Origin of the sequence: Natronohydrobacter thiooxidans (assembly GCF_001884735.1) — a bacterium.
Lineage (GTDB): Bacteria > Pseudomonadota > Alphaproteobacteria > Rhodobacterales > Rhodobacteraceae > Roseinatronobacter > Roseinatronobacter thiooxidans_A.
The window spans coordinates 1-12,437 of sequence record NZ_MJAP01000020.1; the positions used below are offsets into that span (position 1 = coordinate 1).

Annotated in this window: 14 protein-coding genes; 8 read left to right on the forward strand and 6 right to left on the reverse strand. The window is 56.2% G+C overall.

Translation table 11 applies throughout. The features are described 5' to 3' along the window. The first annotated feature begins 448 nt into the window (after window positions 1–448). Entirely contained in the window at window positions 449–1,492 is a 1,044-nt protein-coding gene (locus tag BG457_RS12095) for a replication initiator protein A (RefSeq protein WP_071797427.1), read from the forward strand. Between the two features lie 2 nt (window positions 1,493–1,494). Here BG457_RS12095 and BG457_RS12100 read toward each other — a convergent pair whose 3' ends face one another. Next, a complete protein-coding gene (locus BG457_RS12100; RefSeq protein WP_071797417.1) occupies window positions 1,495–1,788 on the reverse strand; it encodes a chromosome partitioning protein ParB in 294 nt (97 codons plus the stop codon). Further along, a complete protein-coding gene (locus tag BG457_RS12105) occupies window positions 1,785–2,450 on the reverse strand; it encodes a ParA family protein (protein WP_071797418.1) in 666 nt (221 codons plus the stop codon). The genes BG457_RS12100 and BG457_RS12105 overlap by 4 nt, the downstream gene beginning before the upstream one ends. A gap of 186 nt (window positions 2,451–2,636) precedes the next feature. Here BG457_RS12105 and BG457_RS12110 point away from each other — a divergent pair, with 186 nt between their 5' ends. From BG457_RS12110 to BG457_RS12120, 3 genes are all read left to right on the forward strand, one after another. Continuing rightward, entirely contained in the window at window positions 2,637–2,888 is a 252-nt protein-coding gene (locus BG457_RS12110) for a CopG family ribbon-helix-helix protein (RefSeq protein WP_245771000.1), read from the forward strand. Next, the gene (locus BG457_RS20740; protein WP_071797419.1) at window positions 2,885–3,193 is read left to right on the forward strand and encodes a type II toxin-antitoxin system RelE/ParE family toxin; all 309 of its coding nucleotides are present in this window, start codon (window positions 2,885–2,887) and stop codon (window positions 3,191–3,193) included. Before BG457_RS12110 ends, BG457_RS20740 begins: the two co-directional genes overlap by 4 nt. A gap of 208 nt (window positions 3,194–3,401) precedes the next feature. Next, complete coding sequence (locus BG457_RS12120; protein ID WP_084657614.1) at window positions 3,402–4,268, forward strand: hypothetical protein; 867 nt, start codon at window positions 3,402–3,404, stop codon at window positions 4,266–4,268. A gap of 10 nt (window positions 4,269–4,278) precedes the next feature. Here BG457_RS12120 and BG457_RS12125 read toward each other — a convergent pair whose 3' ends face one another. Together BG457_RS12125 and BG457_RS12130 are read right to left on the reverse strand one after the other, a co-directional pair. Further along, window positions 4,279–4,818: a recombinase family protein gene (locus BG457_RS12125; protein WP_071797420.1), complete on the reverse strand. Its 540-nt coding sequence runs from the start codon at window positions 4,816–4,818 to the stop codon at window positions 4,279–4,281. 313 nt (window positions 4,819–5,131) lie between these two features. Next, entirely contained in the window at window positions 5,132–6,037 is a 906-nt protein-coding gene (locus BG457_RS12130; protein WP_071797421.1) for a bacteriophage abortive infection AbiH family protein, read from the reverse strand. 294 nt (window positions 6,038–6,331) lie between these two features. Between BG457_RS12130 and BG457_RS19990 the strand changes: the two genes are divergently transcribed. Beyond that, window positions 6,332–6,832 carry a hypothetical protein gene (locus tag BG457_RS19990; protein ID WP_139257715.1) on the forward strand — a complete coding sequence of 167 codons (501 nt, stop codon included), beginning with the start codon at window positions 6,332–6,334 and terminating at the stop codon, window positions 6,830–6,832. A gap of 457 nt (window positions 6,833–7,289) precedes the next feature. Next, window positions 7,290–8,045 carry an SWIM zinc finger family protein gene (locus BG457_RS20745; protein ID WP_139257717.1) on the forward strand — a complete coding sequence of 252 codons (756 nt, stop codon included), beginning with the start codon at window positions 7,290–7,292 and terminating at the stop codon, window positions 8,043–8,045. 139 nt (window positions 8,046–8,184) lie between these two features. Here the strand turns inward: BG457_RS20745 and mobQ are convergent, their stop codons facing one another. Further along, complete coding sequence (mobQ, locus tag BG457_RS12135) at window positions 8,185–9,378, reverse strand: MobQ family relaxase (RefSeq protein ID WP_071797422.1); 1,194 nt, start codon at window positions 9,376–9,378, stop codon at window positions 8,185–8,187. Window positions 9,379–9,978: 600 nt separating this feature from the next. Between mobQ and BG457_RS12145 the strand changes: the two genes are divergently transcribed. Continuing rightward, the gene (locus BG457_RS12145) at window positions 9,979–10,302 is read left to right on the forward strand and encodes a mobilization protein (RefSeq protein WP_071797424.1); all 324 of its coding nucleotides are present in this window, start codon (window positions 9,979–9,981) and stop codon (window positions 10,300–10,302) included. Between the two features lie 89 nt (window positions 10,303–10,391). Beyond that, a complete protein-coding gene (locus BG457_RS12150) occupies window positions 10,392–12,038 on the forward strand; it encodes a type IV secretory system conjugative DNA transfer family protein (protein ID WP_071797425.1) in 1,647 nt (548 codons plus the stop codon). 55 nt (window positions 12,039–12,093) lie between these two features. Here the strand turns inward: BG457_RS12150 and BG457_RS20295 are convergent. Beyond that, window positions 12,094–12,437, reverse strand: a 344-nt coding sequence (locus BG457_RS20295; protein ID WP_175546790.1) for a hypothetical protein, incomplete at its 5' end; no start/stop codon positions are given.

Genomic DNA, 12,437 nt, shown 5'->3' on the forward strand with positions numbered 1-12,437 from the left:
ACGCTGGAAGAGGCGCCTTCAGTTCATAGCAATCTTCGGGCTGGTCCTGGCGCTTGCTCTGGGTGTTGCCCTGCCCCGCGTCGCGGCTCACAACACTCCGGCATGTCGCATCATCAGTGGTCAGATGCTGACGCCTGCCTCCGGCAGCCCTGCCTGTGTTCTGTTCCGGTGATGAGGAAAACAGGCATGGAATCCGGAGTTATCCACAGGCCTGAGTGTTAAATAGGTGTTAAAGTATGTGTTACGCCAAAAAAATGGCCTGTAAGGTACTGATAAAAAAAGTTTATTTCATGACCCCCGTGTGTAAAAGTACGAAAGTGCGTGTGTAAAAGTACGAAACAATGTGTGTAAAAGTACGAAACTCCTCCGCTGTGTGTGAAAGTACGAATCACCGTGACTTCTTTCTAATCCAGCCCTACTGTGTGTGAAAGTACGAAAGGAATTTGCTTTGTCTGACGAGAGCGCGATCAACCGCTCCCCCCTCCTGCCCGACAGGTATCCGCAAGGCGATTTCTTCGTCTGCGATATTTTTGATGCTGTTCCTAAGGCTGATATGGCCTCGATGGAGCATCCGATATTTTCGCTTTCGACCAAGCCGGATACGCGCGTTCGTGAGTACGAGCACAATGGTATCAAGATTGCGATCAAGCCTTCTGTGGACGGGTTGGCGACGGTTCATGACAGGGATATTCTGATCTACTGTATCAGTCAGCTCATGACCGCTATCAACGAAGGCAAGGAAGTGTCGCAAGCGGTTCGTTTCCGCGCGTTTGACATGCTTGTGGCAACCAACCGGAATACGGCTGGTTCGGGGTATGCTCAGCTCAAAGCGGCTTTGGAGCGGCTGGCTGGTACTCGGATCAGCACCAATATCGTGACAGGCGGTCAGGAAGTGTTCCGGACATTTGGGCTGATCGAAAGCGCCGAGGTTGTCCGGGAAACGCGTGACGGGCGGATGCAGGAAGTCGAGGTCAAGCTCTCGGATTGGGTGTTCAATGCGATCCGGTCCAAAGAAGTTCTGACTCTTCATCGTGACTATTTCCGTCTTCGCAAACCTCTCGAACGTCGCATCTACGAAATTGCCCGAAAGCATTGTGGCGCACAAAAGGAATGGCGGATCGGCCTGTCACTTCTTCAGAAGAAATGTGGATCAAACTCAACGCTGCGGGAGTTCCGGCGGCTTGTCATGAATATTATCCGGGAAGACAGGTCGCACGACCACATGCCCGACTACTCCATAGAAATGGATGAGCAAGAGGATACGGTTATTTTCACGAATCGGCAGAACGTCAAAGTGATCCTGCCGCAAGCGGTGGCACCGCAACTGGACCCGGATGTGTATGAGACCGCACGTATGCTCGCGCCCGGCCATGATGTTCACTACCTTGAACGGGAATGGCGGCAATGGCTACCCGAGACCCCGCGCAATGCTGAATCCGCTTTCTTGGGTTTCTGTCGGAAGTGGATGCAGAATAGAAAAAATACCGGATAATTTTAAATACCGGATTTGATTTTGTACAGTGCCCAAGCCTCTTCGATAATGACCCCTTGCTGAACACCCCTTCGCCTTGCCTCGTTGGCAATTTGCTCTGGAATGCCTGGCATGACCTTCGCATGCACTTGGCCGGTCCGGGGGCTTGGCTTACGTCCGCGCTTCTTCTGAGGCTCACGCGCAACAAAGCCAAGCTCTTCACCTGCCCTGTCAGTCTTCTCAACGGCCTGTGCGCTTCTGTCTTTTTCGCGTGTCTTCAGACGACCAAGGTCGATGTTGAACGGCTTGTCGGTCATTCTTCCACCTCCCCGGCCAGTCGTTGATAGACGGCCTGCGCAAATTGCGCTGCGTTTTCGATTGCGCCTTCCATGTTGCCTTGTGCGGGCATGGTATGCAGATCACCTCCGAACTCAAAAAGCGCTGAGAATGCCGCGCGCTCCATTAGCGAAGGATTGATCAGATCCACACCTTGTTCCGTTAGCGACCCGGCAATGCCGCTATGCTGCTTTGACTTGATTGCCTTTGTCATGGTGAAGACCACAGCATGCGGGATCTTCCGATCCAGTGCCTCTTCCTCTTCCGAGATGAGTTGCAGAGCGCGGACACCGATAGTTGCGTCCAGAGTGGTGGCACGCATAGGCGTAATGACAAGATCAGCTTGCGAAATCGCGCGCGAAACAAGACGGGATGCCACGCCTTCAAGATCAACAATCACGATCTGGCCGTCTGTATCGTGCCGCTTGATGGTCTTAACTATGTCGGACTCGCTAACGCTCGACAGAACACTGATGCGGTCGGGCAGCGGCCCACGGTCTGCCCACAGGGTCAGAGACTGGTTCGGGTCGCAGTCGAGCATGACAACATTTGCGCCCGCGTAAGCAAGTTCTGTTCCCAATAGGATCGCCGTGGTGGACTTCCCGGCCCCACCTTTGGGCGACGCTATGACAACTGTGGGCATGGTCGTTCCTTAAAATTATCTGGTATTTAATATAACCGGATAAACTAAAAAATCCGATTAATCAATAAGTGTCTGATCAACTAGGGACGGCAGGGAAGGGAGGGGCGAACTGTCCCGGCGCAGCTCACAGCTTGGATTACGCAACAGACGATGCTATGATCACAAATGATTACAATGGAGCACACCATGCCTCAGCGCGTAGCATCCGAACCAATCACCATCCGCACAGCCAAAGTGGCCGAGATCGACGCCCTGGCGGGTGCGATGGACCGTTCGCGCAACTACATCGTTAATCAGGCTATTGAGCAGTATCTTGAATCCAACACTTGGCAGATGGAACGGATCAGAGACGGCATCGCAGCCGCCCACGATGGCAAGGTCAAGCCTGCGGGTGAGGTCTTTGCCGAGATAGCCGCCAAGCATGGCTGGTCACGTTGAAGCAGCTGGTCATTACTGAACCTGCGGCCCGCGATCTAGAAAGGATCGTGGATTACGTCGCTCTGGATAATCCAGTCGCCGCTGAAAGGGTGTATCGGGGAATCGTAAGTGCAGCGGAAAGGCTACCTGAGTTTCCTGCCTTGGGTCGGCCCGGTCGTCATCCCGAGACACGGGAACTCAGTGTCGCGGATTTGCCCTACCTGATCGTGTACGAGGTTGGCTCTGAAACGGTGACGCTACTGGCGGTATTTCACACCTCCCGTAATCTCGCAAAAGCGCTGCATGACAGGATGCAGTCCGGTTAGGCGTGTCGCATTCTTACCGGCTTACGCACCTGTATCCTGACACTCATCTGGGAAGCAGTAATCGACTACACTGACACAGCAACGTAGAAGGGTTCAATGTGCGACAATGCACATTGCGCGATCATGGAGCTGACGAGAAACAGCAGCCGCAATCTCCTCGTGTAAAATCATCTCGCTGGTAGTTTCACTATCCTGCTATGCAAGTCTCATGGCGAAGAAACCCGACATTGGCCTCCGACAGGGGCGCAGACTGTGCCAGATGCGGCAAGAAGACCGGCTGGCATTCATCGCCGAAGGCTTTCCCATTCTTTTGGCCAGCGCACAAGGCTTTCAGAATGCAGCGGCCCGCCTCCACGACAGTCCCAGAGAAGAGGACGTGCTTGTCAGCTTCGCGGACGAGGAGGCCGCGAAAATTCTAATCCTCTTGGACATCGTTCGCTGTCCTCCTGCCCAGATAAACCAGCATATCGGAAAGCTCATGAGCTGGTTTTACAATCACTTGGCGCGGCTGATATATGCGAAAGCGACGAGTTGGAAACCGATAAACGTTGAACAGCTTCAGCGCTACGTCATCCAAGAATGCCAAGAGCATACTCTGGAAGGCTTCGCGGGAGAGTACATCCTGCCCGGCGGGCCGGTCTACGAGCGAGAAAGCGCACTGTACGCGGATATTCAGTCGCACGATGACGGCGAACTGGCTTGGCACGAACCACGTATGCGGCCGTCACTGTTTGGGCCGGAAGAATCCGATGCGTTGCAGCTTGCCAACACCATGCAAAGGTTGGGAATCCTCAGCCTAGATAGCCTGCGAATCGTCGCTGCCGTCTGGAATGGAACACGGTTTTCTGGCAACCAGACCCAGGACACGGCAGAAACACTGACGGCTGCAACGCTGGAACAGATGGAAGCGGCCGGACTGATCCCCGATAGCGCGGAAAATGCGGATCTAGTAACACTATATGAGCTTTGGCAGCTCCCCATGTATGAGCTTCAAATTACGCCGACGATCCAGACAATTGAGGAGCTGCGCGAAGCCCAAGAACAGATGCTAAATAACGCGATAGGAGACTGGTAAGACACACTCGCTACGCCCGATGCACGGTCTTGGCACTGACCCTGAACAAAGCGGCGATGTCAGCGATGGGGCGAAGTTCCGTGTCGCGCATATGCCGCACCTCGGCCTTCTGCGCTTCGGACAGAGCAGGGGGTCGACCCCCTACACGGCCGCGCTTCTTCGCCGCCTCCAACCCCTCGCGGGTGCGCTCGGAAATACGCTCACGCTCGAACTGAGCTATGGAAGCGAAGACGTGGAAGATGAGCCGTCCAGCCGGTGTTGTCGTGTCGATGTCTTCCGCCAAGGAGCGGAAGCCCGCGCCGCGCGCATCGATCAGCTCGACGATTTCCAGCAGGTCGCGCAATGACCGTGCTAGGCGGTCATATTTCGTGACCACCACCACGTCACCGTCGCGCAGCTGATCGAGCAGCCTGTCCAATTCCGGCCGCTGCCGCTTCGATCCGCTGATGCGCTCGGCAAAAATGCGCTGCGCACCCGCCGCGCTCAGGGCATCCGTCTGCGCATCAAGGTTCTGGTCATCGGTCGATACGCGGGCATAGCCTAAGATCATGCCAATAGCGTGCCAAAAACCTCCCAAAACCGCAAAGGTTTTGTCCGTAGTTTTTGCCCAGTGCAAGTGGTTGGTTGCGCGTGTGAAACAAGGAAAGGACAGAAACGACCGTTTTAGTCTCTCACATTGTGACCAAGCGTTCCTATCCACGCTGCCCGGCAGCTATACAGGACATTCCAGCTGTTCTCTACATGTTCAAGGGCGACCAGCATCATCACAGGATTTCAACCTAGGCCTAAAGAGGAATCAGATATCCCACGTATTTTCATGCGCAAACATCAATATCGAATTTGCGGCAAGGTGGAGGCCGGGCCTAGAGGTCGCGCAAGAAGGCGAAGCGTGCCCGCTTTATGGGTATGCCGATCTTGATAGCGGCCGTCTCGATCTTCTCGCGCTCACGGTCGCCCCCATGGTAGGAGATTATCCAATCCACATCCTTGGACAGATGTTTCAGCATCTCCGCGAAGTAGGGGGCGTCGACTTCGGCTAGCCCATGCCCGAAGACATAGACCTCACTTACATCAATAAGGCCCGTAAAAAATGCCTTATTTCGCTGGATAATCTCTGCAGTTGGCTTGAAGGTTTCACGGAAGTATTCGTCGATCAGTAGATAGCCGCCGGCCACGCGTATGTCCGTATCTTCGTCAATGCGGTCTCCCAAGCGGTCGTTGGCTGCCGGGGTCCAACCGTGACCAAGCACAATCTGAGAAGCGGGATCTGCCAAGGTGCCGTGGATGTGCAAGACATTCGCCGCACCGTAGAGCGACTGAAGCGTAGGCGTGTAGTTGAAGTTTAGGAACTGAGCCTGTGGATCAATGGCGCGGACAGGCAAAAGCGTCTGGGTTGGTATGATGAGCGTACCCAGCCAGCGCACAAAATTGCTATGAAGCCCCACTGACAGGGCACGGATCACTCGGTCAAGTTCGTACTCGAAGTCGTGGTGGCCTGAGTCGCTCCAGTCATCAGCTCCATAGCTAGGCAGAAAGTTTAATCCATAATCCAAGAGTTGGTCGGTGCCTAAGTGCTCTAGGTTGCTCTCCAGATCTGACCAAGCGTTCTGGACATTGCCTTCAGAGTCGACCCAGCTTGGTAAGAATTTCTCAACTGCCCAGTGCACTTCGCGATCAACTGTTTCTAACCAGCTCCCAAAGTCTGTGTATCTAGAACTTATTCCATGGTGGACATCGAAGCCGTTACCGATGATGAAAAGCTTAGTCATGGTGTGAGGTCACCTCCGCTGATCCTGACCGCAATCTATCTCGTCGTGCGACCCGAACAAACTCTGGTGCGTGTGGGCGTTTCGGCTGGATCGGATGTTCAGTGTCCGATCATGTTCGTCAACCGCTCAACTTCATCCCAGTGGGGGCAGGCAAGACGTGACAATCCCTCGTCGGAATCGTTGTCGAACAATTCAATCCTGAGGCCTGTCTGTACGTTTATTTCTTGCCTACCTTGCCGAACTGTGCAGGATCGGAAAAGGTGGGAGACAAGCATAAAGAATGGATTTCTTACTATGCGGCTATTTATTTTAACTAAAGCACTTGTATTATTCTTGGCACCTCACCCTGCAAGTGCTGACTGGCAGTATACCAGGTGGGGAATGTCATTCTCTGAATTGCAGTCAATGCAAGGCGTCACACAAAATGCAAAAAATGAAAAGCATACTGATACTATGTTAGCACTTCTAAAAGCGAAATATGTTGCATCCGGAATTAAATCAGTCGCTTACTTTTACTTCAGAAAGTCTGATATTGATCTGGGACTTATTGAAGTCAGATTGTCTGATTTCGCCCCAAGCGATTGCGCTTCAGTTACTGGAATACTTCGTAGAACATATGGAAATCCCGATCTACATGATGGCAGTGGGCTTCTTGAAATTACCTCTTGGAGAGTACTGGATTCCCAAAATTTCATATCATTCATGGGGATAATTAATCGTTTAGAAAACACTTACGTTTCATGTGATGTTATTTACAATCCATTAGCACCTCCCGGCACCTCAGGAGGATTTTGACGTGATCACACTAACCGAAAATAGGACGAATTGGCAGAATAGGTTTACGCTTAGAAACAAGTACCAAATCCCTTGCATCGACCTCTACCGCAGAGTTACCTTCTACAACCATGCACCTCACTAATGTACCTTTCTGACTGATAACAGTCATTAATTTATCGGTACTATTTCTCATACAAACGATGTCATTCGGCTTAAAACTTTCCATATAAAAATACTCCACCCATATAAGCCACACTGATTCAGAACCTGATTATATCGGATCTCTGCACCAACGCAACACTCTAAAATATTAAAATCTGTGTATGTATTGACTCAGCAGCGCGCATTCTGGAGACCGTCTCCTTGTCGCTTAGAATTTGGTCGATCCCTGCAACGAAATTTTGCCAGCCGAGCAGTGCGGGCAACCCTAACCACTTGATTAAAAAACTTAAATAGATAGCGACAACTGAATGCAATGGCACTATGCTGCCTGCCGAAGGCAATAGCAGGACATATTTTGGAAAGCTTAACATTTTATGTTCAGGGATCAGGAAAAGACCCCTACAAGATTACGACCGTTGGAAGTGGTACTGACTTCCAGCTCAATTGCTCATGCCCTGCTGGTCGAAGCAAGGTTATCTGCAAGCATATTGCTTTTCTATTGCAAGGCGACGTTACAAATATGGTCAGTTGTAGTCCAGCCGGTGCAATGGCGCGCCTGCGTGTCCTTAGCGCGAACTCAATGCAGTTACGCGCCGCAAGCTCTGTTATAGACAGAAATCTCGCAAGGCAGAAGATGGCCAAAGCTGAGAGCCGCCACGATGGATTAGACACAATTGAGGCTGTATATGAAGCGCATGGCATCGAATTGAGTCGCGCAGGGTGGGATGTCCGTGTAGAACCGCTGAACTTTCCTCGTAAAGGGTACACACTTGGCCTTCATGGGAGTTATCGGCGCGGAAGAAAAACTTTAATTTACGTTAGCCCTAGTATCTCCCTGATTAAGGCCACAGAGGAATTCCATCAGGAAGAATGGGATTGGTCTAGCGGAGACTTGCCACCTTTTGTGATGTCGTCTGAAAGTAATGCGAAAGGCGAGTGGAAACTTCGCCCATACCCTTGGACAGTTAAATGGGACGCTGCAAAAAAGACAAGATCTTTTCGGAACGGCCCAAAGGCAATAGAATTTTTCTGGGAGTGTGTGCGAAAGACCAAACCGAGTAAGGAATAAAGAGAAGTCTTACGGTCAACATGCTAAGATTTATCGCTATTTTCAAGGCAAATTGCTTCGATCAGATTCTTGCGAAAGAAACATTCTGCTAACCGGCAGCAGCGCTGGCGAGCTATAATGGTTGGCTCAACAGAAGACTCTACCACCCCCAGCCTTCGCCATGATCCGTGCCCCGGTCCCGGTCGCGCTCCTTGGCCGCGTCCTGCTCAACCCCTTCGCTGCGGTCCATTTCCTCCCGCGCAGCTGGCTTGACGCGCCCGAGCGCCTCGCTGAGCCGGTCGCGGATATCCCGGCTGGCTTGCCGGTCTGCCCCGGTCCCGTCCCCGATGTCGCGCTCTGAGCCGCCCCGCCCGACGATCTGCGCCAGCCGGTCCTTCACGCTGTCCCTGCCCTCGTCCTCTGCCACGCCACCACGTTGGCGCTCTGCCGCTGCTCTGAGCGCAGCCAGCCCGGCAGTGACCCGGTCCTGCCCCTGATCGCGGGCAGCGCTGTAGGCATCGCGCACAGCGCCCAGCCGCTCGCGCATTTCCGCAAACGCTGCCCGCGCCTGGCGGGCAGCATGCACCACGGCCCCGCGTTCTGTCCGGGGCACATACTCCCGCTGCTCAGCGTGCGCCTCACGCATCGCCCGGCGCTCGATGGCATTGGCAGCAGGCCCGAGCTTCACCTCCGGCGCACGGTCCAGCTCTTCGGCCCGCTGCGCTTCCCCGCGCGACAAAGCCGCGCTGCGCTGCACCTCAAGCGAGCGATGATCAACCCGCTCCACCTCCCCTGCCCGCTCCAGCGCCCGGTTCTGCAGCTCGGCCCAGACCCCGCGCATCTGCTCGATCTCGACGCCGCCAGTTTTCGCGACATCGAGCACGCGGGTCTTGTCGGTCAGGCCTGTGGCTTCCAGCTTGCGGGTCGTGGTCATGATATGCGCATGATGATTGCGCTGATCGCCCTCACGATGCGGCGCATGGATCGCCACATCCACTGCCACGCGGTAACGATCCACCAGCACCTGCGCAAACTCCCGCACAATCTCAGCCCGCGCATGATCAGAAATCTCTGACGGCAGGGCCACCTCCCATTCACGGGCGGTGACAGAATTGCTGCGGGTCTCGCGCGCCTCGGCCGCGTTCCAGAGCGCTGATCTGTCCTGCGCCCAGTCCGGCGCATCAGGCGGGGTCAGAATGAAGCTCTCACGCACACCTTGCTTCGCGGTGTAGTCATGCACCCGCCCCTCGCGCTCGCAGGACACAGTCGAGGCGCTGCGATAAGCGGACGCTGCCGTGGCAGAGCGTCCTGCACTGCGTTTGATCGTCTTGACCGAGAGGTGATACGAAGCCACGCAGTCACCGCCGCGAAGACAGACAAACGCCACGCGCGCCCTCGCAATAGAGCGCGTCACACCCTTCCCGGTCCGACCGATAGCCCGCATCACGCGGAGAGGTCAGACCGGGAAGGGAAAGCGCAGGGACGTGGGCGTCGGCCAGAGACCCCGTCCTGCGCTTTGCAGCCGCACCGCCCGCATGCCGCACGCCAGGGAGGCAACGCGCAGACTGCGGAAACGGGGCTGCTGTTTGCCGGACAAGGGCACCGCGGCAAACCCGGATCTGCCGCTGGTCTCGCGGACCCGCCCCGCATCGGGGGCAGGTTCCCATAAGACCAGCGGCAGATCCGGCACGCCATCCAACTGCGCAGGTTGGCTTGGGAAGGTCTGGAAGGGGCAGAGCGCCCTTCCATTCCGGTGCAACGCGCCGGACGGGGACGCCGTCGGCGGGGGGCTTTGCCCCCGGTGAGACCGCACGCAAACTGGAGCCGAACCGAAGGTGAGCGGAAGTTTGCATAAGTGCGCCCTTGTCCTTTACAGTCCTACGGGTACACGCTAAACGAGTGCTTAGCAACTATCGGTTGTATTTCAGCATTGCTCTAACCCCCGGAATATTTTGTGACCTCTCCAGATACCAACACCGCCAAAGCCCCCGAGACTGAACTGGAACGGGCCGAGAAGCGCTACGCTCAGGCCAAAGCCCGCCTTCTCGCACTGAAGAACCGCGAAGCCACCAAGGCGCGCAAACTCGATACAAGACGCAAGGTCATCCTCGGGGGCGCACTGGTCGATCTGGCAGAACGGGATTCCAATGCCGCTGCGATGATCGAACGGCTGCTGCGCAACCTTCCCCGCGATCAGGACCGGAAAGCATTTGAGGGATGGGATGTCAGAACAGCATCCGTCTCCCCTGCCCCGGATACGGGTACCAGCACGACCTGACAGCCCAGCTGCCTTCCTGATATCGCAGCCAGGTCGCTCCGGCCCGGCTGATTCCCCCGCACACTTCATTGCCGCCGGAGTTTCCCCCCGTGCAAAAACTTATCTCCCTCTGCAGGTGGGGTCTGTGGGCTGTCCAGCTGTTGCTGGCCGCGCCCTATCTCACTGCCTGGCTGCTGGTCTGGATCTTTATCAGCCTGATCATCAGCACGACCGTTTCGACCTTTCTGATTTTCGGGATCTGGAATGAGCCGCCCGGCACACGCGGATCGCATTCGCTGGTGCTGATCCCGCTGATGGTGCTGGGCGCTTTGCTGGCCCTGCGCGACTGGGCAGAACGCACCGGGATCAGCCTCTGGTGGCAGCGGAGCCCCCCGGACAGCCATGGATCGGCGCGCTTTGCCTCCCGACGCGAGCGCGCCATCTGGCAACGTGGCGACGGGCTGCTGATCGGGCGCGATACCGACACCGGCAAGCTGCTGCGCTATGACGGGCCTGCGCATCTTCTGACCCTCGCCCCCACACGGGCCGGGAAAGGCGTGGGCACTGTCATCCCCAACCTGCTGACGGCTGAACGCTCGGTTCTGGTGATCGATCCCAAAGGCGAGAATGCCCGGATCGCAGGCGCGGCACGCCAGCGCTTTGGCCGTGTTCATATCCTCGACCCGTTCGGCGTCACCGGCCTGCCCTCTGCGGCCTACAACCCGCTCGATCTTCTCTCTGCCACCAGCCCCGATCTGGGCGAGGATGCGGCCTCTCTGGCAGAAGCGCTGGTCATGGACCCGCCCGGACAGGTCTCGGAAGCGCATTGGAATGAAGAAGCCAAAGCCCTGCTCTCCGGGCTGATCATGTTCGCAGTCGCCCATGAGGATCACGGGCGCAGGACACTGGCCACTGTGCGGGAATATCTGACCCTGCCGCCCGAGAAATTCCGCGCGCTGCTGGAACTGATGCAGGACAGTGACGCGGCGGGCGGTCTGATCGCGCGCGCGGCCAACCGTTTCCTTGGCAAGGCCGACCGGGAAGCCGCCTCGGTCATGTCCTCGGCGCAGCGCCACACGCATTTTCTGGATAGTCCCCGGATCGCGACAGTGACGGCGCGCTCAGATTTCCGCTTCGCGACACTCCGCCATGAAGTCACATCCGTGTTTCTGGTGCTGCCGCCCAATCGTCTCGACGCCTATAGCCGCTGGCTGAGGCTGCTGGTGGCGCAGGCATTGCAGGACATTGCCCGCGACGCAGAGGCCGCTCAGAGCGCCGCTGAGCGCCTGTCAGCCCCCACGCTGTTCCTGCTCGATGAATTCGCCGCCCTTGGCCGTCTGGAGGCTGTGGAGCGCGCTATGGGGCTGATGGCAGGCTATGGGCTGCAACTCTGGCCGATCCTGCAGGATATGAGCCAGCTCAGAGACCTCTACGGCGCGCGGGCCAATACCTTCATCGCCAATGCCGGGGTGCTGCAGACCTTCGGGGTGAATGATTTCGAGACGGCGAAATGGCTCAGCCAGATGATCGGGCAGGAAACCACCGGATATCAGAGCCAGAGCTACAAGCCGGGCGATATGCCGTCCGTCACCAGCAATGTCACTGCGCGCGATCTGATGACCCCCGATGAGATCATGCAGATCCCCGCTGACATGCAGCTTCTCCGGATACAGGGCCAGCCCATGATCGCGGCCCACAAGCTGCGCTTCTTCGCAGACCGTGAATTCAACACCCTCTACACGCCTCAGCCCCGCTGACCAGACACAGGACAGATAAAACACAATGCCGGACCAGCACACTGCCCCTGCCCTCTCAGACACCGATCTGCGCGAAACCCTTGATCTTCTCAGCACTGTCGTTGCCAGCGTCTCGGACCGTATGGACAGCCAGACACAGGCCATAGACCGCATGGCCAAAACCGCCGCTGAAACCCGGCAGGCGGCTTTCGCTGCCCGTGCTCAGACCGATCCGGAGATGTTTGCAGACCAGATCAACACGCATATCAAGGGAACCTTCGCAGCGTCCGTGAATGCGCAGGCCGGGATGGTGAGACTGCTGGGTGAAGAAATCCGTCGTCTGGGAGCGCTTGAAAGCGATCATGATCAGGTCCGCAGAAACCTGCTCATACGAATTCAAAGCGAAAAGAACGAAGTGGA